This window comes from Collinsella aerofaciens (assembly GCF_039062365.1).
Lineage (GTDB): Bacteria > Actinomycetota > Coriobacteriia > Coriobacteriales > Coriobacteriaceae > Collinsella.
Window position 1 is genome coordinate 39,802 of record NZ_JBCJBI010000002.1, and the last position, 23,621, is coordinate 63,422.

At 59.9% G+C, this 23,621-nt stretch carries 19 protein-coding genes; 7 read left to right on the forward strand and 12 right to left on the reverse strand.

Annotated elements, in window-relative coordinates:
• Positions 1-75 precede the first annotated feature (75 nt).
• On the forward strand, positions 76-2,520 hold the full coding sequence (locus ABCN01_RS01370; RefSeq protein ID WP_342995609.1) for a DEAD/DEAH box helicase: 2,445 nt from the start codon (positions 76-78) through the stop codon (positions 2,518-2,520).
• Here the strand turns inward: ABCN01_RS01370 and ABCN01_RS01375 are convergent.
• The 4 genes from ABCN01_RS01375 to ABCN01_RS01390 all read right to left on the reverse strand — a co-directional run bounded on the left by ABCN01_RS01375 (position 2,517) and on the right by ABCN01_RS01390 (position 7,044).
• Positions 2,517-3,425 (reverse strand): spermidine synthase, encoded by a 909-nt coding sequence (locus ABCN01_RS01375; RefSeq protein WP_342995610.1) that lies wholly within the window; start codon positions 3,423-3,425, stop codon positions 2,517-2,519. The two genes, ABCN01_RS01370 and ABCN01_RS01375, sit on opposite strands and share 4 nt — an antisense overlap.
• Complete coding sequence (locus tag ABCN01_RS01380; protein WP_342995611.1) at positions 3,426-5,333, reverse strand: elongator complex protein 3; 1,908 nt, start codon at positions 5,331-5,333, stop codon at positions 3,426-3,428.
• A gap of 98 nt (positions 5,334-5,431) precedes the next feature.
• Positions 5,432-6,331, reverse strand: a complete 900-nt coding sequence (locus ABCN01_RS01385) for a DUF4097 family beta strand repeat-containing protein (protein ID WP_343014156.1) — start codon at positions 6,329-6,331, stop codon at positions 5,432-5,434.
• Positions 6,328-7,044 carry a helix-turn-helix domain-containing protein gene (locus tag ABCN01_RS01390; protein ID WP_342995615.1) on the reverse strand — a complete coding sequence of 239 codons (717 nt, stop codon included), beginning with the start codon at positions 7,042-7,044 and terminating at the stop codon, positions 6,328-6,330. The genes ABCN01_RS01385 and ABCN01_RS01390 overlap by 4 nt, the downstream gene beginning before the upstream one ends.
• Before the next feature lie 267 nt (positions 7,045-7,311).
• On the opposite strand from ABCN01_RS01390, the gene ABCN01_RS01395 reads away from it, so the two are divergent.
• From ABCN01_RS01395 to ABCN01_RS01405, 3 genes are all read left to right on the forward strand, one after another.
• Complete coding sequence (locus tag ABCN01_RS01395) at positions 7,312-8,184, forward strand: class I SAM-dependent methyltransferase (RefSeq protein ID WP_055250686.1); 873 nt, start codon at positions 7,312-7,314, stop codon at positions 8,182-8,184.
• Between the two features lie 118 nt (positions 8,185-8,302).
• Positions 8,303-9,142: a tRNA (guanine(46)-N(7))-methyltransferase TrmB gene (trmB, locus tag ABCN01_RS01400; RefSeq protein ID WP_342995617.1), complete on the forward strand. Its 840-nt coding sequence runs from the start codon at positions 8,303-8,305 to the stop codon at positions 9,140-9,142.
• 309 nt (positions 9,143-9,451) lie between these two features.
• Entirely contained in the window at positions 9,452-12,133 is a 2,682-nt protein-coding gene (locus tag ABCN01_RS01405) for a DEAD/DEAH box helicase (protein ID WP_342995618.1), read from the forward strand.
• A gap of 79 nt (positions 12,134-12,212) precedes the next feature.
• Here ABCN01_RS01405 and ABCN01_RS01410 read toward each other — a convergent pair whose 3' ends face one another.
• From ABCN01_RS01410 to ABCN01_RS01435, 6 genes are all read right to left on the reverse strand, one after another.
• Positions 12,213-13,970, reverse strand: coding sequence for a DUF2130 domain-containing protein (locus ABCN01_RS01410; RefSeq protein WP_342995619.1), 1,758 nt, complete (start codon positions 13,968-13,970; stop codon positions 12,213-12,215).
• 150 nt (positions 13,971-14,120) lie between these two features.
• Complete coding sequence (locus tag ABCN01_RS01415; protein ID WP_342995620.1) at positions 14,121-14,666, reverse strand: metallophosphoesterase; 546 nt, start codon at positions 14,664-14,666, stop codon at positions 14,121-14,123.
• Positions 14,667-14,732: 66 nt separating this feature from the next.
• Complete coding sequence (locus ABCN01_RS01420; protein ID WP_342995621.1) at positions 14,733-14,912, reverse strand: hypothetical protein; 180 nt, start codon at positions 14,910-14,912, stop codon at positions 14,733-14,735.
• Between the two features lie 18 nt (positions 14,913-14,930).
• Positions 14,931-15,257 carry an HIRAN domain-containing protein gene (locus ABCN01_RS01425; protein ID WP_342995622.1) on the reverse strand — a complete coding sequence of 109 codons (327 nt, stop codon included), beginning with the start codon at positions 15,255-15,257 and terminating at the stop codon, positions 14,931-14,933.
• 124 nt (positions 15,258-15,381) lie between these two features.
• On the reverse strand, positions 15,382-16,761 hold the full coding sequence (locus tag ABCN01_RS01430) for an aldehyde dehydrogenase (protein ID WP_342995623.1): 1,380 nt from the start codon (positions 16,759-16,761) through the stop codon (positions 15,382-15,384).
• A gap of 9 nt (positions 16,762-16,770) precedes the next feature.
• Entirely contained in the window at positions 16,771-17,991 is a 1,221-nt protein-coding gene (locus ABCN01_RS01435; RefSeq protein WP_342995624.1) for an iron-containing alcohol dehydrogenase, read from the reverse strand.
• Between the two features lie 256 nt (positions 17,992-18,247).
• On the opposite strand from ABCN01_RS01435, the gene ABCN01_RS01440 reads away from it, so the two are divergent.
• Positions 18,248-18,808, forward strand: a complete 561-nt coding sequence (locus ABCN01_RS01440; protein WP_022094328.1) for a ferritin family protein — start codon at positions 18,248-18,250, stop codon at positions 18,806-18,808.
• Positions 18,809-19,049: 241 nt separating this feature from the next.
• Here the strand turns inward: ABCN01_RS01440 and ABCN01_RS01445 are convergent, their stop codons facing one another.
• Positions 19,050-19,916 (reverse strand): hypothetical protein, encoded by an 867-nt coding sequence (locus tag ABCN01_RS01445; RefSeq protein ID WP_342995626.1) that lies wholly within the window; start codon positions 19,914-19,916, stop codon positions 19,050-19,052.
• Between the two features lie 553 nt (positions 19,917-20,469).
• Positions 20,470-21,909 (reverse strand): MocR-like pyridoxine biosynthesis transcription factor PdxR, encoded by a 1,440-nt coding sequence (gene pdxR, locus ABCN01_RS01450; RefSeq protein WP_342995627.1) that lies wholly within the window; start codon positions 21,907-21,909, stop codon positions 20,470-20,472.
• Positions 21,910-22,054: 145 nt separating this feature from the next.
• On the opposite strand from pdxR, the gene pdxS reads away from it, so the two are divergent.
• Positions 22,055-22,945 (forward strand): pyridoxal 5'-phosphate synthase lyase subunit PdxS, encoded by an 891-nt coding sequence (gene pdxS, locus ABCN01_RS01455; protein ID WP_342995628.1) that lies wholly within the window; start codon positions 22,055-22,057, stop codon positions 22,943-22,945.
• Positions 22,946-22,965: 20 nt separating this feature from the next.
• Positions 22,966-23,553: a pyridoxal 5'-phosphate synthase glutaminase subunit PdxT gene (gene pdxT / locus ABCN01_RS01460; protein ID WP_342995629.1), complete on the forward strand. Its 588-nt coding sequence runs from the start codon at positions 22,966-22,968 to the stop codon at positions 23,551-23,553.
• Positions 23,554-23,621 lie beyond the last annotated feature (68 nt).

Consider the following 23,621-nt stretch of genomic DNA (forward strand, 5'->3'; position numbering starts at 1 on the left):
GGGCAAACGTCGAGGCATTAATGCAGCAAGCCACTGCTCACCGCGTTGAGAGATTCGTTTTTGAAAGGAGGCCCCGTGAACGCCTTTGACCGCTACGCCCCGTTTATCCAAGACTTCATCTACTCCCACAATTGGGAGAGCCTGCGCTCCATCCAGGTTGCGGCGGCAGACGCCATCTTCAACACGAAAGACAATGTGCTCCTGACGGCATCCACGGCTTCCGGCAAAACCGAGGCGGCCTTCTTTCCCATCCTGACCGAGTTTTGGGAGAACCCGCCCGCAAGCGTGGGCGCCCTCTACATTGGCCCCCTCAAGGCGCTCATCAACGACCAATTCGTCCGCCTCAACGACCTGTGCGAAGAAGCCGATATCCCCGTCTGGCACTGGCATGGCGATGTCTCACAATCACACAAGGCCAAACTCATCAAAAAGCCGAGCGGTATCCTACAGATTACGCCCGAATCGCTCGAGGCGCTCCTGATCCATAAGCACATGGCGATCCCTCGTATGTTTTGCGACCTGCGCTATGTGGTTATCGACGAGGTCCATTCGCTCATGCGCGGCGACCGTGGCGGGCAGACGCTCTGCCTTATCGAGCGACTCTCACGCATGGCCGGCGCGCAGCCCCGCCGCATCGGTCTGTCGGCGACCATCGGCGACCCCGAGCGCACGGGCGCCTTTCTCTCGCAGGGAACGGGGCGTGACTGCGTTATCCCCCGTTTTGAGGAACCGCGCCGCGTGTGGCGCATCTCCATGGAGCACTTCTACAACTCGGGTCCCCAGGCTCAGCAGCGAGGATTCGAGGGCACAGGCCCACAAGAAGCCGAGGTGCTTGCTTGCGAGCGTATTGAGACGGCGGCGCCCGCGGCGCTGCCCGCATCCGGACAAGACATGAGCCACAGCGGACAGCTTACACAGAAGGAGCGCCGTCAACGTCGCGAGCAGGCGCGGGGCAAGGCCGCTCCCAAAGACCGTCGCACTTCCTCGGCCCCCGAGGGCGAAGTCGACATCCCGCGAGCGACCGAACAGGCACTCCTCAACCCCACCGACACGGCGCCAGACAACGCCGATCCCGGTATGGGATATATCTTTGAGCACACGCGCGGCCGAAAGTGCTTGGTCTTTGCCAACTCGCGCGAGGAGGCAGAGGCCGTGTGCTCCATGCTGCGCAGCTACTGCGAAAGTCGACACGAGCCCGACCGCTTTCTAATCCATCACGGCAATCTTTCGGCATCGCTGCGCGAGACGGCCGAGGAGCTCATGCGCGACGAGGAGCAGGCGCAGACAACCGTCACCACCTCTACGCTGGAGCTCGGTATCGATATCGGCCGCCTGGAGCGCGCCTTCCAGATTGACGCGCCGTTTACCGTCAGCTCCTTTTTGCAGCGCATGGGGCGCACAGGCCGTCGCGACCTTCCGCCCGAGATGTGGTTTGTCATGCGCGAGGAAGAACCCGAGCCGCGCACGATGATGCCCGAGACCATTCCGTGGAAGCTCCTGCAAGGCATCGCGCTCGTACAACTCTATCGCGAGGAAAAGTGGGTCGAACCGCCCGAGCTCGATCGACTCCCTTACAGCCTGCTCTATCACCAGACCATGTCGACCCTCGCCAGCACCGGAGAGCTCACGCCGGCCGAACTTGCCCAGCGCGTGCTCACGCTCAGCTATTTCCATCGCGTCTCGGCCGATGACTATCGCGTGCTGCTGCGTCACCTCATCAAGATCGACCACATCCAGGTCACCGAGGGCGGTGGGCTCATCGTGGGCCTCGCGGGCGAGCGCATCATCAACAACTTTAAGTTCTACGCCGTGTTCCAGGAAAACGAGGAGTTCACCGTTCGCAGCGAGTCGGCCGAGTTGGGCACGATCGTCAATCCCCCTCCGCCCGGTGAGCGCATCGCCATCGCCGGACACTGCTGGATTGTCGAGGAAGTGGACTGGAAGCGCCACACCGTCTTTGCCACGCAGGTCAAGGGCCGTGTGCCGGCCTACTTTGGCGACTGCCCCGGTGACATCAATACGCATGTGCTCGAGCGCATGCGCAAGGCGCTTAACGAGCACGCGGCATATCCGTACCTTATGGGTAACGCACGGGCCCGCTTGGCGCAGGCTCGCCATACGGCCGAGATTTCGGGCGCGGGGGCCAAGCCGCTCATTAACCTGGGCGGCGACACCTGGGTGCTCTTCCCCTGGCTGGGCAGCTACGCCTTTTTGGCGCTCGAGCGCATGCTCAAGATTAAATGCGCCGCGGAGCTTGGCCTTCGCGGACTCGACCCATCACGCCCGTACTTTATGCAGTTTAAGATGAAGGCCGACGAGGAGACGTTCTTTGAGGTACTCGCAGCCGAGGCCGAAAAGGACTTCGATCCCATCGAGCTCGTCTATCCCGGCGAGGTGCCTTATTTTGATCGCTACGACGAGTTTGTTCCCGAAGAGCTCGTGCGCAAGGGCTTCGCCGAAGGCGTGCTCGACATCGAGGGCATGAAGCAGCGCGTTCTCGGCTGGCGCGACCACGCCTAAGACCAGTCTTTTTGGGACGGGGAGACTAACTTGTCGTGAAGGACGGTGCCGAGAAAGTCGGTGTCGAAGGGCACGGCTTCGGCAAAGGCGTAGTTGCCGTCGCTGGCGATGAGCAGGTAGTTTTCCTCGCCGCCGAACTTCGCATCGCCACATGGGACCACCCAGGCGTGGGCGAATACCTCGAGTGCCGTGGCAGCGCAATCGCGCAGGAACGTCACATCGCTCCCCTCGCTTGCGCTCACGATATTGGCAACGTAGACGCCACCGAAATTTAGGCTGCCCCGCACCAAACGCAACGCTTCAACCGTCGCCAGCTCGCGTACGGGCTCGGCACCGCCAAAGCAATCGCTCACGACCACGTCGTAGCGACGATGGCCCACACTCGTCACACCCAGATACGAGCGAGCCTCAGCAGTAATCACCCGCAAGCGGTCGCCCACCGTGCGCTCCAGCTCGTCCAGATAGAACCAACGGCGCGCCAGGCGCGTAATCTCTCCGTCATACTCGATGACGTCCATGCGCAAGCCCTCGTGCGACATCAGCGCGAACTTGGGATAGGCAAACCCACCGCCGCCCAGCATCAGCATACGGTTGATACCGTGACCATAAGCGTCGCGCATCGCATCCTCGGCCTCAAACACGTCGTCAAACGCGCGATAGTACGCAAAGACGGGCTCCGCCCAGCGCTCGCCAACGTAACTCGCGCTTTGGTAGACGCCGCCTTGCACCAATACGCGGACTTCGTCACCGCTCTCGTCGTGCACGCGTTTCACACGCGCCAACCCATTGCGGGTTCGCGCAACTTGCAGACAGGCAGCACGAACAGCGACAGCGGCCGCACCAAGCGCCGCGGCTCCCAGAGCAACGCCGGCAACGACGCCGGCAGAAACACTCGGCTTGTTCATCTAGAGCTCCTTTTGCAGATAGAGTCCATGATCGTAAAAACCCAAATGGCGATAGTACTCGCGCGTACCAATCGCGCTGATCACGTTGACGCGCGCATAGCCGGCATCCCGGGCAATCTCGCACGCACGCTCTACGAGCAAACGCCCCAACCCGTGATGCTGCGCCGCCTGGCCCTGGTCGCCCACGCGTGCCGCCATGCCATACACGTGCACCTCGCGAATCATCGCCTCATCCGGCGTCGTCGGCAACTCGTCCGCATGCGCGGCAACAAACGAATGGTCGGGCAGCGACAACCGCAAAAAGCCCGCGATCTTGCCCTGCGGCGTCACCCACTGCAAAAAGCGCTCGTAAGTCACCGGCGTCTCATACGCCACTTCCTCATCAAGAGATAGCTCATCCAAGTCGGCACCCGCCGTGCTGATCTCGCGATAGCGAATCTCGCGCACCGTTGCACCGTAACCCCGAACAGCCAGGCGGTTCTCAACGAGTTGACGCAGGTTGGGTTTCTTGTTGCCCACCATAATGTCGTCGGAGCTAAAGTCGCGGATCATGCGACTGATACGGCAGAACGCCGGCGTCACCACGATGTCATCGGCCAGCACGTCGAGCAGCTCCTCCTCGGTATAGGGGCGCCACTCGCCGAGCTCGTAGCAGCCCACCAGACGCGAGCCCTCGATGAGCGCACACGGGTAGACCTTGACCTCGTCGGGCATAAAGGCCCCTTCGGTCATAAAGCGCTCGTAGTCGCGCTTGTCCCCCTCGGGCGTGGCGCCCAGCAGGTTAAGCATAAAATGCGCATGGATCTTAAAGCCAAACAATCGTGCAAGCGAAAACGCCCGCTCGATCTGAGCCACCGAAATGCGACGCTCGTTGATATCGAGCAGGTGCTGGTCGAGACTCTGGATACCCATCTGAATCTTGGTGCAGCCCAGGCGGCGGATGAGCGTGAGGGCCTGCGGCGTTACGGCATCGGGGCGCGTCTCGATAACGAGCCCCACCACACGATGCTTCGCCGTCTCGTTGATGCGCTGCTGGCGCTCGAGCTCTTCCATCGTTGTCGTTTGCCACTCGGCAACCTCGCCCCACGGCGTACCAGGGCCGTACAGACGACGCACCGCGCGGTTATAGCCGCCCACGGCAGCATCCACACGCTCCTGCTCGTCGGCAACACCGCTCGCAAGCTCGGCCTCGTCGGTCGCAATACCGGCAGCCCGATAGCGCTCGCGACGCTCCGCCACCACCGGCGGCAGCGCATCGGCGGGCGCGTCATCGAGCAGGCGCCCTGCCTCGGCACGGCTGATGCCCGGACGCGCCAACATGGGGTTGGCAGCCACGCCGGCGACGGCATCGTCATTGAGCGCACGGAAAAGCTCCGACATAAACCATGTCTGATAGCCTTCCGGATAGTCGCTCCAGGTACCGCCAAGCACAATGAGCTCGATCTTATCGGTCGCATGCCCCATCTGCGAAAGCGCCGTCAAACGGGCGCTCACCTGCAGATATGGATCGAAGCAATTTTGCTCCGCACGGGCGCACGCGGGCTCGGCATGCAGATAGCTTTTGGGCATACGCAGGTCGTTGGGGCAAAACAGGCAATCGCCCGAGCACGGCCACGGCTTGGTGATGACGGTAATGGTCGCCACGCCCGAAGCCGTTCGGCGCGGCTTCATACGCAGCACCTGCAGCAGTTGACGTTCCAGCTCGGCATCGACATTCCACGCAGCCCACCGAGCCGGCTCCTCACGTTTAACCCGCTGGTAGAACGGCAGCAGACGGCGCTTGGCCAAATCGCGCTTGTCGGCACCCTCGCGGCGCGCCTCGGCATGTATCAGTTTGACGAGTGCCTTGTCGTCCACGGTCTCGCCGCGACGCAGAGCCTCGAGTATGTTCAAGATAATCTGTTCCATGACCCCATTGTAAAGGCAAAGGCGCCGGAGCCAATCTCGGCTTCGGCGCCTTCATCAAACAGCGCGTCTATGGTTTATAAGTCTTCGATAACCACCCGTCACTCTGAATCAAACGACATGTCACCCGAATCGACTTCAAAACGATACGTGGCAGACTTGTCACCGTTATCGAATTCAAGATTCAAAATGGTCTCGCCGTCGTAGCCAAGCGGAAGGAAATCGCTCTCGAAGTCGCCGCTGCCCAAGGTGAGGCTCGCCTTAAAGCCCGTCGAGTTCGGAACCGTCATCTCCACATCGCCCGAGCCCACACTCACGTCCATCGACTTCGCGGGGGCCTGGTAAAGCTCGAACGTCACATCGCCCGAACCGACCTCAGCGCTGAGCGCATCAGTCACGCTGCCCGTAAACTCTACATCTCCCGCACCCAGGAAAAGGTCGAAACCATCACAGATGACACCGGCAATCTGCAGTTCGCCCGAGCCCACGTGCGCGTTGACTCCCTTCAGATGTTCGGCAACACGGCGCGGCAGCTCGACCGTAACTGAGCGATCGATTGCCTTACCGTCGTCACTTCCAAACTGGGAAACCTTGAGCGTCGAGTCCTCGACGGATGCGATGTTTTGCGTCGCGGCCTTGGAGGCATCCATACCCTCGGCAACGCGCCCCCGCTCGATAACGCGAGCCTTGTTGCCATCAACAACCTTGACGTCCACCGAAGCCGCATTGATATCGAAATCGAGGTAGCGGAACTCATCGGCATCAAAAGTCGTGCTCGAAAGCTGCTGAGGCCGAGCGGAATAGTTACCGCTATTCAAGGAATCGTCCTCGTCAAACATGTCGTCAAAATCAGACAAATTGCCAGATAGAATACCGGTCGTACGCACCATATCGGAATGAGCCAATAGCCGAGAAATGCCAAAGACAAGCCCAATGATGAGCACAAACGCTCCGATGCCAACGCCCAAGCGTACCTTGGATTCATGTGAAATCTTCATCATTCATCACCCTCTTTGGCAATCGGCTCAGCGGTAGTCGCGGTAGCCACGTCAGTATCAACCGAAGCGGAAACATTCCGAGCCCTAGCCGCCACCGGTGCCGGACCAACCTGAATATCCCCGCGTGCCCAATCACCATCGAGCGCACGCGCTACCCAGTGATAGATGGGAATCGTGAAGAAGATCAGCGCGGCAAAGGGGCCGGCACCAAACAGGAACATCAGCAAAAAGAACAGCAGCCAGCACACGGCCCAATACGGGAACGACTGGAACGGCCCCTTCACCGGAGTCGAGCCAACCGCGCCGCCACTCGTCGCCTGCGCCGTAGCAGCATTGGCGGCCTGCGCACTCCAGCTTGCCGCTTGCGCCGCCTTGGCGGCGGCATCACTCGCCTGCGTTGCCGCCTCAGTCGCACGTGCCGCTGCCTCATGGGTGCGAGCACGCTCTGCCGCCTCGGCCTCGCGCTGACGGGCGCGGTCCTCGTTCTCAAACTCGATATCGTCCTCGATCTCATCGCTCGGATTGAGCAGCTCGTCCAGGCTCACGCCATAGAGCTTGGCGAGCGAGATCAGGTTCTCGGTATCGGGCGAGCTCTCCGCACGCTCCCATTTACTGACCGCCTGGCGCGACAGCCCCAGCTTTCGTGCCAGCCCTTCTTGGCTAAAGCCTTTGCTGCGGCGAAGGTCGGCGAGCCGCTGCGCAGTTTCTACATTCATGGTTCCTCCTATGTGATGCCAGCCGTGCCGCCGGACCGTTTTTGTTCTTAAGGCGCCTTGCACAGTTAAAAATCTATCCGCCACCGCCAAAATCATGCCACCTATTCTAGTGAGATTTTTGACAACCGGCGGTTGCGGGCACATATGAGCTGCGGAAATGTGTCCAAACAAAGCAATGACCCGCAGCTCGGTTGTCCCCGTTGCGGCGTTAACGGTAGTATGGTCGTACTGTTTATTCCGCACCGCCAACGGAGGGAGTTCCGCGCCGTGAACCGCGATTTCGCCTCATCGCTCATCCAGCTCAACAATACGTTCTATCGCGAGCACTCCGCCTCCTTTTCCGATACGCGCCAGGCCCCGTGGCCCGGCTGGGTGCGCACCATGGATATCGCACTCGGGCAGCTCGACGTCGCCACGATCGAACATCCCGTCCGCGTCTTCGATCTTGCCTGCGGCAATATGCGATTCGAGAACTTTGCCGCCGGCGGCGCACTTGCCGCCAAGGGCGTTGACGGCGCAAACCCCTCGGCAGACGCCAGCTGCCCGTTTGAGTTCTACGGCGTCGACTCGTGCCAAGACTTGGCCATCGATGCACATGGCCACGCGCTGCGCATTCCCAACCTGCACTTCCAGGAACTCGATGTGCTCGACGCCCTCATGAAGCTCAACCCCGCCGAGACGCCCGACGTGCTTTTCGACGCCCCACTCGCCGACATCTCGGTCTGCTTTGGCTTTATGCACCACGTGCCGTCGTGCGAGTACCGCGTACGCGTGCTCGACGCCCTGGTACGCCAGACGCGCCCAGGCGGCATCATCGCCATCAGCTTTTGGGAGTTTATGAACGATGAGCGCATGGCGCGCAAGGCAGTTCGTGCCGAGGCTCGCGCCGAGCTCACCCCGCCGTTTGAGGGTTACGATTCCGCGCAGTTTGAAGCCGGCGACCACCTCATTGGCTGGCAAAACGACCGCCACGCCTACCGCTATTGCCATCACTTTGACGATCAGCAGATCACCGACCTGGTGCGTGGCGTCCGCACGTTCTACAAGAGTGGCGAGGTCCCCGTGCGCGAGCTTGAGCGTTTCCATGCCGACGGTCGCAGCGGCGAGCTCAACCGCTATGTAATTCTCAAGCGTCTGTAGGCATCGACGACTCGCCGCCGAGCCGCGCCGCATCTTTCGGGCAAGCTATGCCCACCCTTTTTCAACCAATTGACGGAACGCGCAGCTATGCGTTCCCTACTTATGACCAAGGAGCCTCATGGGAGCCGTCCACGTTCGCATACCTAAGAACTTTGTGCTCGAAGAGCGCCTGGAGCGCTACGCCGATGCGATTGAGACGAACCCCGAGGCCTATGCCGGAGATTGGCGCGAGGCCTGTGCGCCCGCAGGCAGCAAGTCTTTCGAACACCTTCACCTGGATCTTGGCTGTGGCAAGGGAACGTACCTTGTAGAGCGCGCGGCCCACGAGCCAAACACCCTCTTTATCGGTATGGACCAGGAGCCCATCTGCATCGCCTATGCCGCACAGAAAGTCTGCGAGCAGGAACTGACCAACGCACTTGTCCTGCCCCGAGGCGCCGCATCGCTGCCGAAGCTGTTTGCCGCAGGCGAGCTCGATGCCATCACCATCAACTTTCCCACGCCGCAGCCCAAAGCCAAGTACGCCAAAAAACGACTCGTCCATGTCGACCATCTGATGCTCTACCGCCCGCTCTTTTCAGCCGGCGCCACCGTCACGCTGCGCACCGATAGCAAACCGCTGCGCGACTACGCCCTGGGGCAGATTGCCGCGGCCGGCTACGACACGCTTTGGGTAAGTGACGACGTCCGCCGCGACCATCCCGAGCATCCCGAGACCGAGTACGAGTGCCGCACGCGCGAGATGGGTGCCGTCGTCTACGGCATTTGCGCCACACCCGGCGCGCAGCCCAGCGATGAACAGCTCGCGGCGGGCCGCGTGCAGGAGCAAAGCCTTGCCTGCTACCTGCCCGATAACCTCGATGAGCTCACCTACGTGCCCCTCGGCATGGAAGAGGCCGTCGAGAACTTTAGAAACCGCGCCCGCAAGGGCAAGAAACGCCTGCCGCAAGAGTCCTAGGGGCTTCTTATGGTCGCGGCGTCGGCAAACAAGCGCGAATAGGCACCAGCGAACGACCCTCGAGCCTAAGTGAGTAGACTTTTTTGCAAGAGCCAAGCACAACCCGCATAGCGAAAACTAAAACCGCAGGTAGAACCCTTGCGCAAAAGCCTTGTGCTTACGATATCGCAAAAAGTCTACTCACTTAGTTAGCGGCCGCACCAACCGACTGGTCAGAACGCCCATTTCCTGCATTTTCTCGCGCGCTGGCACCCCACGCCGCCGCTACGCCATAATGGATGGCGGACAAACGCGAGAGAAAGCAAGCACATGGCACAAACCACGACAGATACCGCCGCCAGCACCGTCTCCGGCGCTGGCGCCGCCAGCTCATTCTCGGGTGGCACGGGAACCGAGGCCGAGTTCGGCTCGCTCGGCGCGCTCTCCCCCACCTGGTGGGAGCCCGAGGACGGCAGCGAGCCCGAACCGTGGCTCACGCCCGACCAGGCCCTTGAACGCTTCTTTGAATGGACGAGCGACCGCGGCATCGAGCTGTGGGATCACCAAGAAGAGGCCCTCATGGACCTGGCCGCCGGCGATCACGTCATTTTGGGAACACCGACCGGATCGGGCAAGTCGCTTGTCGCGCTGGGCATGCTCTTTATGGGCATGGCGCAGGGCAAGCGCTGTTACTACACGGCCCCCATCAAGGCCCTGGTCAGCGAAAAGTTTTTCGACCTGGTGCAGGTGCTCGGCCGCGATAACGTCGGTATGATTACCGGCGACACGCATATCAATACCAAGGCGCCCGTCATTTGCTGCACGGCCGAAATCCTTGCCAACGATGCGTTGCGCGAGGGTGAGGACGCCGACGTGGGCTGCGTCGCCATGGACGAGTTCCACTACTTTGCCGACCCCGATCGCGGTTGGGCCTGGCAGGTGCCGCTGCTCACCCTGCCTCACACGCAATTTATGCTCATGAGCGCCACGCTCGGCGATGTCACCGCGATAGCCGCCTCGCTCGAGGAACACACCGGCGCTGCCTGCGACTTGGTCGTCGATGCCCCACGCCCCGTGCCGCTGAGCTACGACTACGTGACAACCTCCCTCGAGGGCACGGTCGAGCTCGCCATGCGCCGCGGCGAGGCCCCGCTCTATATCGTGCACTTTAGCCAGGATGCCGCACTTGCGACGGCACAGTCGCTCGCCAACTTCGGCATTGCCAGCAAGGAGCAGCGCGAGGCCATCAAGGAGGCGGCCAAGGGCACGAGCTTCTCCACGGCCTTTGGCAAGATTCTCAAGCGCCTGCTTGGATGCGGCGTCGGCGTGCACCATGCTGGCATGTTGCCTCGCTATCGTCTGCTGGTCGAGCGCTTGGCACAACAGGGCCTGTTGCCCGTCATCTGCGGCACCGATACGCTCGGCGTCGGCATCAACGTGCCCATCCATACCGTGGTGCTCACCGCGCTCACCAAGTTCGACGGCTACAAGATGCGTCGTCTGCGCGCCCGCGAGTTTCATCAGATTGCCGGTCGCGCCGGCCGTTCGGGCTTTGACACCGAGGGTATGGTGATTGCCGAGGCACCCGAGCACGAGATCGAGAACGCCAAGCTCATGGCCAAGGCAGGCGACGACCCCAAAAAACTCCGTAAGATTAAAAAGAAAAAAGCCCCCGAGGGCTTTGTCACCTGGAACAAGCAGACCTTTGAGCGCCTGATCGAGACGCAGCCCGAGACACTCAAGCCGCGCCTGCGCATCACGCACTCCATGGTGATTAGCGTGGTCGAGCAGGGCGGCGATGCCCGAGCCCGCGTACACAACCTCATCGAGACAAGCCTGCAGACTCCCGAGGAAAAGGCTAAGCTCGAGGTTCGCGCCGACGAAATCTTCGCCACGCTCATCGATTCCGGCGTCGTCGTTCGCACCGAGGTGCCGCTCGCGCCCGACGCCCCGACTGACGCCGCACCAGACATCGACTATGCGCTGACGGTCGATCTGCCCGAGGACTTCGCACTCGACCAGCCGCTCTCGCCGTTTTTGCTTGCCGCGCTGGAGCTGCTCGATCCCGAGAGTGAGACCTATACCATGGACCTCATCTCGATGGTCGAGGCTACGCTCGAGGACCCCAAGCAAGTATTGCGCGCACAGGAACGCGCCGCGCGCGACCGCGCAATGGCCGAAATGAAGGCTGACGGCGTCGAATATGAAGAACGCTTGGAGCGCATCCACGATGTCACCTACGAAAAGCCGCTCGAGGACTTGCTCGATGCCGCTTTTGACAAGTACTGCCAGGAAGTACCCTGGGCAAACGACTACCAGCTCTCTCCCAAGAGCGTCCTGCGCGATATGCTGGAAAGCGCGAGCGATTTTAAGGGTTACATTCAAAAGCTCGGCATCGCCCGCTCCGAAGGCATTTTGCTGCGCTACCTGGCAGAAGCCTATCGTTCGCTCGACCGCACCGTACCCATCGAGAAGCGCGACGAGCGCCTGCGCGACATTATCTCGTGGCTGGGCTTTGTGGTGCGCTCGGTCGACTCGAGCCTGGTGGACGAGTGGGAGAACGCCGGCAACCCGGCAGCCCTCGACGCCGCGCCGCCGCAGGGCATTGACGAGGTCGTGGCGGACCGCCGTGGCTGCACCCTGCTGGTGCGCAACGCACTCTTCCGCCGTGTGGCCCTTGCAGCCCGCGGACACGTGCGCGATCTGGGCGAGCTCGACGAGGACTGGGGCATGAGCGAAGTCCGCTGGCAAAAAGCACTCGACGCTTACCACGAGCAGCACGAGGAGATCCTCACCGACGGAGATGCTCGCAGCGCCGCGATGTTTTCCATCGATGAGTCCGACGAGAAGACCGCGCACGTATGGCACGTGCACCAGATCTTTGCCGACGAGGATGGAGACCACGATTTTGGCATCATGGGCGATGTCGATCTGGACGCCACACAAGACGGCGGCGAGGTCGTCTTCAAAAACTACCGCGTCGGCTTTATCGAAGACCTGCTCGAGGACTAGCCGAACATACTGGAACGAAACGAAGCGGGGCCGCTGGCAACATCGCCAGCGGCCCCGTTTTTGCACTATACGCTATGCCTTACTCGGCATCCTCGACCTCATACGAATCCGCCTCGGCTGGCTCATCATTTGTCTCCGGCGCAGCCCCGCGTGCCTCATCAAACGCCGCCTTCATGGTCTTGTTTCCCCAGGTAAGCTTACGAATGGTAAGTTCATCGGCCTTGTTGTGGGCAAGGCGCAGGTTCTCGGTGCTGCGGCGCAAGTCGTCCTTGGTCTTCTCGAGCTGCTTGATGGCGGCATCGATCTCCTTGATCGCCGACTCGAATTGCTTGCTTGCGAGGTTGTAGTTGCGCGAGAAGCCATCCTTGAACTTCTCCATCTTGGCCTCGAAGTTCGTGACGTCAATGTTCTGCTGCTTGTACTCCGCCAGCTCCTGCTTATAGCGCAGCGAACCCATGGCAGCGTTGCGAAGAAGCGTGATCATGGGAATGAAGAACTGCGGGCGGATCACGTACATCTTCTCATAGCGGTAACTCACGTCGACGATACCCGCGTTATAGAGCTCGCTCTCGGGCTCCAGCAGGGTGCAGAGCACCGCATACTCGCAGCCTTTCTGGCGACGATCGTGATCGAGCTTCTTAAAGAAATCCTCGTTTTTGTGCTTGGTCGCGGTCTCATCGTTCTCATTTTTCATCTCGAACATGATCGAGATGACCTCGTTGCCGCTCGCGTCGCACTCACGGAAAATGAAGTCGCCCTTGGTGCCCTCGGACGCATCGTTATCCTTCTCGAAGTACGCGTTGGGAAACGCCGTCATGCGCAGACGGTTAAACTCGGTCTCGCAATGCTGCTCGAGCGATTCGCCCACCATTTTGGTGGACAGACGGACCTTCATGTCCTTAAGGCGCTCAATCTCTTCGTCCTTGTAGCGAATCAGGTCATCGCTCGCGCGCTTGGCCTGCGCAAGCTCGAGCTCGTGTGCCGCCTTGGCCTGCTCCTCGCGAGAATCGCGCACTGCCAGCTCGCTCGTCAGCTTGGCACGTGCCTCATCGCGCTCTCGCTCCGCCGCGGCAACTGCCTCCGACAGGTTCATTTTTGCCATCAGCTCCTGCTCGCGCAGCTGGGCGCGCAGGCCCTCGGCCTCCTGCTCAGACTGAGCCTTTGCGGCGGAAAACTTCTCTTGTACCTTCGCACGATAGTCAGTAAGCGCGCGCTCGGCCTCGCTGCGAGCGGCATCGAGCTCACGCTGCGACTCTGCCGCGGCAGCGGCAAGCGCCATCTCCTGGGCCTTGTCCGCCGCGGCAAGCCTGGCCTGCAGCTCGGCAATCTGGGCATCACGTGCAGCTAAATCGTTTTGAGCAGCATTGCGCGCCGCCGACTCGACGAGCTTGGCTTCGTCATCTTTGCGCCCCAACTGCGCACGCAAATTGTCGATCTCTCGCTGAAGCTCGGCATTCTCCTTCTGAGCGTCGGCACGGGCCTCAACCGCCGCGCGCTGGCTTGCGCTCTCGCGCTCTGCGGCAGCGCCCTCGAGCTTGGCGCGCAGCTCGGCAAGCTCGGCATCGCGCTTGGCGACTTCTTGCGCCAGTTTCTGATCCGCAGTGTTCTTCTGCTCGACAAGCTGAGCGTTGCGCTGAGACTCTGCCTCCTGCAAAGCAGCCGTCGAACGCGAGCGCTCAAGCTCCAGCGCCTGCTCGCCCTCGCGCTGGACCGCCCTCACACGCTCGTCCAGATCGCGCGAGAACTCAGCATCGCGCACCTGCTTGACGATGTCCGCATAGCCGGACGCATCGACCTTAAAAACTTCGCCGCAATGCGGGCACTTAATCTCGTTCATAGCAGCTCCTCGATGGACGCAAATTTCAACCGCCTACACTCTACCGCGCCACGCGGACAAAAAAGGCGCCGCCGCCATAATGGCAACGGCGCCCGAACCACCACAAAGGTGCCTGTCCCCTTTGTGGCGGTTTGTGTGACGGTTCGAGAATTACAGTCCAAAGAAGCCCAGGATTTGGTCGCGGCTTACGGGCTTGTAATCGTTGGCATCGAGGCCGACATCGTAGCGAAAGATAGGACGCTCGCGATCGCGGTTGCGCGCATTGGTGCGGTCTCCCCTGCTGTGGATATGCCCATGCAGCATAATGGCACCACGCGCCTTGCCGTTCCAGCTGAGCATGGGGTAATGGCTCAAAACCAGACGATGGCCCTTGGCATAGCCGGGAGCAATCTCCAGGTAATCGCGCGCGTCTTCCCAAATCTGCGGTACGTCGGGATCTTCCCAGTCACCGTCATGGTTACCACGGATGAGCGTCACGTTCTGGCATTCGATACGCTCGCGCAGGCGCACCGCCTCCGCCAGGGGCAAACGATAGGTAAAGTCACCCAGAATATAGAGACGGTCATCCGCAGCCACGCTCTCATTAATGGCATCGATGACCTTGCGATTCATCTCCTCGACCGAACCAAACGGTCGATCCATGTCGTGCAAGATATTCGTATCGCCCAGGTGCAAGTCGGCGGTAAACCACATCATCGTCTGTATCCTCATTTCGCAACGTGTTCAACTCGTGCTAAGTATACAGACGCAGCGATGCGGCGGTTATCCAAAGAGCCCGCCGAACAGTCCGCGGCGGCGTTGGTCTTGCTTTTTCGAAGCGTCACTCTGAGTTTTCTTGTCCTGCCGTTTCTTACGATCCTGCTTCAACTCATCGTCGTCGAGTAGCAGATCCCACTCAAACGGATCGTCTGTCAGATCGAACTGGTCGTCGTCATCAAACATGGCCGCCTCCCTTGCCGATTAGCGGGCATCCACCACGTAGAGGCCAACGCGCACCTGATGCCACGGGCTGCGCTCGGGAGCGACCTGCTGCACGCGGGCCTCAAATACGTCCTCATGGCCGTAATACATCATCAAGGACAGCGGGCCGACCTCGTTTCCCGGAACATAGCCAAGCTTGGTGTTGCCGTAGTAGATTGCAACCGCCTCGGGATCATGGGGATTATCGCGCTCGGCGCACAGCGTCAGTTTATCGCCCGCTTTAAGATCGCCTAGGACCAAAGCGCCGTCGGCATATTGAAATCCTGCAATATAAAACGACAAAAGAACACGTGAAGGCTCGTACATGGCAACTCCCCTAACGGCCGGATAAACCGGCGCTTAACCTTATTGAGAAGTCTACGGGCTCGTGCGGACACAAATTCGCCCCACCTCGTGTCTTTTCGACCGTTTGTCGCTACGCCATCTGATTCTAGTGTACAAACATGCGCACGAATTTGTGCTTCCAGCTTGCGTAGGGCGCATAACGGAATGGCACGTCCAGCCAGGTCGCCTTGTTCACGATACTCTTCTTGTGGCTAAACGTATCGAAGCTCTCGCGGCCATGGTACTGCCCCATGCCGCTCGCTCCCATGCCGCCAAAGCCCATATGGCTCGTAGCCAAGTGCATGATCGTGTCGTTGACACAGCCGCCGCCAAAGGGCACATAGCGCACAAAGCGCTGCTGGACCTCGCGGTCCTGGCTAAAGATATACAGAGCCAGCGGCGTCGGACGATCCGTAATAAACGTCTCGGCCTCGTCTAGACTCTCAAACGTCAGCACCGGCAAGATAGGGCCGAAAATCTCCTCCTGCATCACGGCGTCATCGGGGGTCACGCCGTCTAGGATCGTCGGTTCAATCTTGAGCGACGACTCGCGCGCCGTGCCTCCCAGCACAACCTTATCGGGGTCGATCAGTCCGCGTGCGCGCGCAAAATGCTTGGCATTGACAATATGACCGTAGTCCTCGTTGTCGAGCGGATGCTCGCCAAACATGCGGCGGACCTCCTCCTTGATGAGGCCCAACAGCTCATCATGTACGCGCGTATCGACCAGCAGATAGTCGGGCGCTACACAGGTCTGGCCCACGTTGAGCCATTTACCAAAGGCGATGCGGCGTGCCGCGACCTTCAAGTTTGCCGTCGCATCCACGATGCAGGGGCTCTTGCCGCCCAGCTCAAGCGTCACGGGCGTAAGGTTTTCACTTGCGCGCTCCATGACGAGCTTGCCGACCGGAACGCTACCGGTAAAGAAGATCTTGTCCCAGCACTCGTCGAGCAGCGCCTCATTCTCGGCACGCCCGCCTTCGACGACCGTCACCAGGCGCGGATCAAATGCTTCCTCGCAAATCTGCCTGAGCATCGCGCTCGAAGCCGGCGCATAGGCGCTCGGCTTGATGACCACGGTGTTACCTGCAGCGAGCGCGCCGGCGAGCGGCTCGAGCGTCAGCAAAAACGGATAGTTCCAGGGCGCCATGATGAGCGTGACGCCATAGGGCACAGCTTGCGTTTTGCACACGCTCACGGCGTTAGCGAGGTCACACGGACGCAGGCGCGGACGACTCCATCGAGCCACATGAGCGATCTGATGACGAATCTCGGAAAGCGAGGTGCCGATCTCGCACATATATGCCTCGTCATGCGACTTACCCAAATCGGTCTTGAGCGCATGGGCAATATCGGCCTCGTGCGCCCGTACCGTATCGCGCAGGCGCACCAGTGCACGGCGGCGAGCATCGACATCAAACGTAGCGTGCGTCTTAAAGTAGGTGCGCTGATCGCCGACGATGCGCGCAATTTCTTCGGTGTTCATGGCAACCTCCTAGTTCTCGTCCTCAAACATACCACCTGCAACAACTTCGTACATATGCTCGAGCTCCAGGCGGTCCATCAAAAGTGGAACGGGGTACAGGGGATTGGCCTCGGCATCGGCATGCGCCGCCATCTCGGGAATGTCGGAGCGGCGAATGCCCAGGACATATTTGGGGATTCCCAGGGCCTCGTTCATGCGGTCGACCCAATCGATAAAGGCCTCGGCCGCAAGACTGTCCTGCGCGGTAGCCGGCGCAATGCCCGCCATGCGAGCAAGATCGGCAAGCTTGGGGGCGGCGGCGTCACCATAAGCGCGAAGCATGTGCGGCAGGATGATCGCGTTGGCTAAACCGTGCGGAATTCCGTATCGGCCGCCCAGACTGTGCGCGATGGCATGCACATATCCGACATAGGAGCGGGTAAACGCAACGCCTGCCTTATACGCCGCCGAAAGCATATTGCGGCGCGCACGCATGTCGTCGCCATGCTCATAGGCCTCGAGTAAATTGTCGCGGATGAGCTGGACCGCCTGACGCGCCATCTTGCGCGTGTAGGGCGTGGTGCTACGGCCGATAAAGGCCTCGACAGCATGCGTCAGGGCGTCCATGCCCGTCTGCCCCGTAATGGAGGCGGGCAGGCCGCGCGTAAACTCGGGGTCGTGCACCGCAAAGCGCGGGATAAGCACAAAGTCGTTAATGGGGTACTTGTAGTGCGTCTCGTCATCGGTAATTACCGCCGCAAGCGTGACCTCGCTTCCCGTGCCTGCCGTGGTGGGAACCGCAATAAGCAGCGGCAGGAGACGGTGGACGCGCAGCAGGCCGCGCATCTTGTTGATGGGCTTGTTTGGCTGCGCGATGCGTGCGCCCACGCCCTTGGCGCAGTCCATGGCCGAACCGCCACCAAAGCCGATAATGGCCCGGCAGTCGTTCTCGCGATACAGCGCCGCCGCTTCCTCCACATTCGAGACCGTGGGGTTCGCACGCGTTTCGGCATAGACCGTAACGCCAATCCCCTGAGCCGTAAGCGCACGCTCGAGTGATGCCGTGAGCCCCAAACGTGCAATACCAGGGTCTGTCACGATAAGGACCTTCTGGATTGAGCGCTTTTGAAGCACCGCGGGCACATCCTCGGCATGCTCCAAAATGCGCGGCTCGGTATAGGGCAGGATCGGCAATGCAATGCGAAAAACCGTCTGATATGTTCGGCACCAGGCACGACGGGCTAGATGCATAAAGGAAACTCCTTCATTTGTTGATAGGTCAACATTTGCTCGCCCGATTGTACTCAGCAGAGATCGCAGACGGCCTACCAATCGTTAATCAATCAACATCTTCATATCTCAAAATTGTTTTATTAAAAATCATTCCTAATAGGCTTCACATTTGGTTGCATTTATGGATAATAGAACTCGTCAAGACGCACGTCCGGAGAGGGCCCTTACGGGACCGGACGAGCGCGCAATCGCCATCGATCGAAAGGATCGAATCATGAAGTTTGTTTGCCCCGTTTGCGGTTATGTGGAAGAGTTCGACGGCGACCAGCTGCCCGAGGATTTTAAGTGCCCCCAGTGCGGCGTTCCCGGTTCTCGTTTCCTGAAGCAGGAGGAGGGCCAGCTCGAGTGGGCTGCCGAGCACGTCGTGGGCGTCGCCAAGATGGAGGGCGTCTCCGAGGACATCGTTGCCGACCTGCGCGCCAACTTTGAGGGCGAGTGCTCCGAGGTCGGTATGTACCTGGCCATGGCTCGCGTCGCTCATCGCGAGGGTTACCCCGAGATCGGCCTGTACTGGGAGAAGGCTGCCCACGAGGAGGCCGAGCACGCCGCTAAGTTCGCCGAGCTCCTGGGCGAGGTCGTGACCGACTCCACCAAGAAGAACCTCGAGATGCGCGTTGAGGCCGAGAACGGCGCCACCGCCGGCAAGACTGATCTTGCCAAGCGCGCCAAGGCCGCTGGTCTCGATGCCATCCACGACACCGTGCACGAGATGGCTCGCGACGAGGCCCGCCACGGCAAGGCTTTCGCCGGCCTGCTCAAGCGCTACTTTGGCTAAGCCAGCCGCCTGAGAGACAATCTCTAGCTCGATAAGGCCCGAACCGCACGGTTCGGGCCTTTTTCGTGCCTCACGAACTTGTTAACTCCCTGAAATAGGACCGCCTTCGGCATCGGTTTCTCGTCAAAAACTAAGTGAGTAGACTTTTTGGAACTTGCCGAGCACACCATCCATATTGCTTTATAAAGCCGCAGGTAAATGACTTGTTGCAAAACGGCCTGGTCGCCAAAGTGCCAAAAGTCTACTCACTTAAAACCGCAGCCGTCCACGATCGAGTCTTTTTGTGCCTAACGGGCATCTTTCCGTCGATTACTCCCAATTTTGTCCAGTCAACGAATAGTTCAGACCGGAGTAATGTCTCAGCCCTTTGCTCATCTGAGCTTTTATCACGATATTCAGCATCGAGCATCCTGCATACGGCCTTAACGATCGCGCGGAATCTATCCTCATCGGATATCTGTCTGTGTGTCAGGAGAAGTACATCGTAGCCCATGGCCTGAAGCGCCGTCATGCGGTCTGCGTCACGCAAGCCATCCCCTACTCGTCCGTGCGAGGCCTTTCCCTGACATTCAATGGCCACCTGTCGCCTGCCGTCCGGCGTAGAAAGTAGCAGGTCGATATATACACGGGACTTTCCCACAATCGCTCGAGCACTTGTGCTTAGCGCCACTTCGACATTGAGCTCTATACCGCAAAACCCTTCGCCTCCCAGGGCTCGCGGCAGCCCGAGCAACAAATGCGCCTCGACCTCAAAAGGCGACGCGGCACCCAATGGGACGAGTTGCGATACCGCCATAAATCTATTGCCGTAACGCATCCCGCAAACATCTGAACAAAAACGGTCAAGGTCTCTGCCCAAAACCAAAGCGTCTCGACGCCATAAATTTGAAGTGGCGCCGTCCTCGGACGGGCAGCGCACCCAACCGAACGTTGTCGAAATCGCGCCCGAATCAATTGCACGTGAAAGCTCCGCCTCGAGTGCCGCCGGCAGAGCACACACCGCAAACAGGCCGCACATCTCCGCCAACACCAAAAGAAGCTGAAGATCCGTCAGATGCCGCGACATGATGAATGCCGTCAGTAGAGGAGACGTAATCAAAAAATTCATGCTCCGTTTCCAGCACAGATTCCCTGGGGGGCTCACCAAGAAACAGCCGCTGTCTAATGCTGGCAGGACAAGTCCGTTTGTTTCTCGTCCGAACCAATGTATACAACGGAAAGCCGAGCGCAACCGCAGCCGTCGGGTTACGGGCGAGGTCATATCGCTGCCGGTCTTCTTCCGGCCGTGGAAGCGGCGGACACAAAGCGCGGACCTGAGGAGGCAAACGCCAGTATCTAAAAGCCGATATGTCACAAAGTAAATCCTTCATAGGCACAGGAAAACACGAATTTCAACCCAGCCTGTCTCACATTGGGGCAAACGCACCAAAAATGGCACCGAACGGACTGTTAAGTTTTCAACAGCCCTCCCCAACTGGCCAAAAGCTTGCCAAAAGCTGGACGAAGCCCTGTTGAAAACCCCATTTTTTCTTATGCAGAAACTTTGCGCGGCAAGTGAGTAGGCTTTTTTGAACATCCCGAGCAGGCCGGTCATCCTGCTTTTCAAAACCGCAGGTAGATAGCTTGTTACAAAACTGCCTGGTCTCCAAAGTTCCAAAGGTCTACTCACTTAGGTTGCAGAGTGCTCCCATTAGCTGCAATTCCAAGGTATTAAGCACTTTTGGACTCAAATCGTCATACTGAACAAGAATTTGACTTGAGTTTTCAGGGACAGATGCGCCATCGGCACACCAATAGCAGTCACTGACATCGACGAACGGGATACCCGAGCGCGTGAGGGCCCGCACAAAAGAGCTTCCACCCGCTCCGCGCTCTGCAGCCACGGTGCAGTAAAGGCCCGCGTCTGCATGCTCAATCGAGACCTCCCCTGCCGGGAACGCTTTCCGTACAAGCGCCGCCAGGCCATCGCGTGCCTCGCGAGCGCGCACGCGCACGCGGTTCACATGTCGCTCGTAATCACCCGATTCCAGCAAACGAGCCAAAGCGACCTGGTCAACAGAGCTCACCGACGAGGCGTAAAAACCAAGGTTGTGCCTAAACCGCTCCATCAGCTCATCGGGCAACACCATGTACGCTAGACGCAACGCCGATGAAAGGCTCTTCGAAAATGTGTTGGTATAGATAACCGACTGGGCGGCGTCGATTGACGCGAGCGCGGGAATCGGCTTGCCGGCAAGGCGAAACTCACAATCGAAGTCGTCTTCGATGAGATACCGGCCCGGCTGCTCGGCTGCCCAGCTGAGCAGCGCGTAGCGACGCGCAATGCTCGTCACAAGGCCGGTCGGATACTGATGGGACGGCATCAGGTGAAGGACATCGGTCCCGCTTTTCTGCAGAGTGCTCAAGTCCACGCCCTCATCATCCAACGGGATATGTCGAACTTTGCAGCCCATAGCCTGATAGATGCGCGTCAGGCGCAAATAGCCCGGGTCCTCAACGGCATACACCCTGTCGGCTCCAAGCAGCTGAACCAACATGGTATCGAGCAGCTGGGCGCCCGCACCGATAACAATGTTGTTGGGGTCGACATTCATACCCCTTGTCCCGCGCAGGTGGTGAGCGATTGCGCGTCGTAGCCGAGCGGTACCCTGTGCCGGTGCGGGTGAGAAGATTTCGCGCTCATCTTCGGATGCCAGCGTCGCCCGCAGTGCGCTTTGCCAAAGCCGCGCCGCCTCCAAAGCGGAAGGAGAAAGTGCATCGAATCGCTCGACCTGTCCGTTGACATCATGCGCGCTGGGGCCCACAGAGACGGCATCTCGGTCGATGTTCCCCGTAGCCAAAGGCAAAACCGGTGCATCCGGAAGCTCACAAGCGTAGTAGCCACGACGCGGCTTTGAGCAAATATAGCCCTCGGCAAGTAACTGGCTATATGCATTCTCGATGGTAATGACACTGATTCCCAGATGACTGGCAAAGGCACGCTTAGACGGAAGATGCTCCCCCGCCGCAATGCGTCCAGCAACGATATCATCTCGAATTTGCTGGTAAACATACTCATAGAGCGATGCTCCGCCGCGTTTTTCCAAATTGTAGTCAAGCATGAGCCTATCACCTGACCTTATTAAGTCATTCAATCTGGTATTAGTCTGACCTTGTCATTATCTCGAAATCTGAGTATTTCGCCATACCCAGCTCCCCGATAGGATGTTCCGTCAAGCAATGCACATGCCAACCAAGGGAGCAACCATGGCAGAACAGACCAGCAAGGCCGATCGCGTCAAACTCAATCGCGAGCTCGCGCAGATGCTCAAGGGCGGCGTCATCATGGACGTCACCACGCCCGAGCAGGCACGCATCGCCGAGGAGGCGGGCGCCTGCGCCGTCATGGCACTCGAGCGCATCCCGGCCGACATCCGTGCCGCGGGCGGCGTCTCGCGCATGAGCGACCCCAAGATGATTAAGGGCATCCAAGAGGCCGTCTCCATCCCCGTCATGGCCAAGTGCCGCATCGGTCACATCGTCGAGGCGCAGGTCCTTCAGGCCATCGATATCGACTACATCGATGAGTCCGAGGTTCTCTCCCCCGCCGACGATGTCTACCACATCGACAAAACCCAGTTTGACGTCCCGTTTGTCTGCGGTGCCCGCGACCTGGGCGAGGCGCTGCGCCGTGTTGCCGAGGGCGCCACGATGATTCGTACCAAGGGCGAGCCGGGCACGGGCGACGTCGTCCAGGCTGTGCGCCACATGCGCAAGATCCAAAAGCAGATCCGCGACGTTGTTGCCCTGCGTGACGACGAGCTCTTTGAGGCTGCCAAGCAGCTGCAGGTTCCGGTCGAGCTGGTGCGCGATGTCCACGCCACGGGCAAGCTTCCCGTCGTGAACTTTGCCGCCGGCGGCGTAGCAACCCCCGCCGACGCCGCGCTGATGATGCAGCTGGGTGCCGAAGGTGTCTTTGTGGGCTCGGGCATCTTTAAGAGCGGCGACCCGGCCAAGCGCGCCGCCGCCATCGTCAAGGCCGTGGCAAACTTCACCGATGCCAAGCTCATTGCCGAGCTTTCGGAGGACCTGGGCGAGGCTATGGTGGGCATCAACGCCGACGAGATTGAAATCATCATGGAGGAGCGCGGGCGCTAGTCCGGCAGAAAGGATCGCACATGAGCGATCATGCAGACCAGACGGTCGCCGTGCTGGCGGTCCAAGGCGCTTTTGCCGAGCACGAGGCAAGGCTGTCCGAGCTTGGCGCACACTGTATTGAGCTGAGGCAGGCGGCTGATTTGAAGCAGGACTTTGACCGTCTGGTACTTCCCGGCGGCGAGTCTACCGTTCAAGGGAAGCTGCTTGATGAGTTGGGCATGCTCGAGGAGCTTCGTGCCAGTATCGTTGAAGGCATGCCCGTCCTGGGCACCTGCGCCGGCCTGATTCTGCTGGCTCACGACCTTGCCGCCCATGACGATAAGGGCACGCCGCGTTTGGCAACCATGGATGTGCTTGTCGAGCGCAATGCCTACGGCAGGCAGCTCGGCAGCTTTCGAACCAAGGGACAGGTAGCCGGCATCGACGGTGAAGTGCCGCTGACGTTTATCCGCGCGCCCCGCATCGTCGAGGTCCACGGCGACGCAAAGGCCCTAGCGAAAGTCGACGGCCGTATCGTCGCCGCGCGCCAGGGCAACCAGCTCGGCGTAACCTTCCACCCCGAACTCGACGACGACACCCGCCTCCACGAGCTCTTCCTCCAAATGTAGGCATCGAAATTATCCACTCTAATGCTATGTAGTCGTTGGGGACGTTCTTGTTTGACTAGTCGTTTAAG

Excerpts from the sequence above, each read along its gene's own strand:
- ABCN01_RS01420 (WP_342995621.1), bottom strand. The coding sequence starts at position 14,912 with ATGTTTGATGACGACGACCAGTTCGATCTGACAGACGATCCGTTTGAG.
- ABCN01_RS01385 (WP_343014156.1), bottom strand. The coding sequence starts at position 6,331 with ATGATGAAGATTTCACATGAATCCAAGGTACGCTTGGGCGTTGGCATC.
- ABCN01_RS01410 (WP_342995619.1), bottom strand. The coding sequence starts at position 13,970 with ATGAACGAGATTAAGTGCCCGCATTGCGGCGAAGTTTTTAAGGTCGAT.
- ABCN01_RS01380 (WP_342995611.1), bottom strand. The coding sequence starts at position 5,333 with ATGGAACAGATTATCTTGAACATACTCGAGGCTCTGCGTCGCGGCGAG.
- ABCN01_RS01415 (WP_342995620.1), bottom strand. The coding sequence starts at position 14,666 with ATGATGTGGTTTACCGCCGACTTGCACCTGGGCGATACGAATATCTTG.
- ABCN01_RS01390 (WP_342995615.1), bottom strand. The coding sequence starts at position 7,044 with ATGAATGTAGAAACTGCGCAGCGGCTCGCCGACCTTCGCCGCAGCAAA.
- pdxT (WP_342995629.1), top strand. The coding sequence starts at position 22,966 with ATGAGCGATCATGCAGACCAGACGGTCGCCGTGCTGGCGGTCCAAGGC.
- pdxR (WP_342995627.1), bottom strand. The coding sequence starts at position 21,909 with ATGCTTGACTACAATTTGGAAAAACGCGGCGGAGCATCGCTCTATGAG.
- ABCN01_RS01435 (WP_342995624.1), bottom strand. The coding sequence starts at position 17,991 with ATGCATCTAGCCCGTCGTGCCTGGTGCCGAACATATCAGACGGTTTTT.
- trmB (WP_342995617.1), top strand. The coding sequence starts at position 8,303 with ATGGGAGCCGTCCACGTTCGCATACCTAAGAACTTTGTGCTCGAAGAG.
- ABCN01_RS01430 (WP_342995623.1), bottom strand. The coding sequence starts at position 16,761 with ATGAACACCGAAGAAATTGCGCGCATCGTCGGCGATCAGCGCACCTAC.
- ABCN01_RS01375 (WP_342995610.1), bottom strand. The coding sequence starts at position 3,425 with ATGAACAAGCCGAGTGTTTCTGCCGGCGTCGTTGCCGGCGTTGCTCTG.
- ABCN01_RS01445 (WP_342995626.1), bottom strand. The coding sequence starts at position 19,916 with ATGAATTTTTTGATTACGTCTCCTCTACTGACGGCATTCATCATGTCG.
- ABCN01_RS01425 (WP_342995622.1), bottom strand. The coding sequence starts at position 15,257 with ATGTACGAGCCTTCACGTGTTCTTTTGTCGTTTTATATTGCAGGATTT.
- ABCN01_RS01405 (WP_342995618.1), top strand. The coding sequence starts at position 9,452 with ATGGCACAAACCACGACAGATACCGCCGCCAGCACCGTCTCCGGCGCT.
- pdxS (WP_342995628.1), top strand. The coding sequence starts at position 22,055 with ATGGCAGAACAGACCAGCAAGGCCGATCGCGTCAAACTCAATCGCGAG.
- ABCN01_RS01440 (WP_022094328.1), top strand. The coding sequence starts at position 18,248 with ATGAAGTTTGTTTGCCCCGTTTGCGGTTATGTGGAAGAGTTCGACGGC.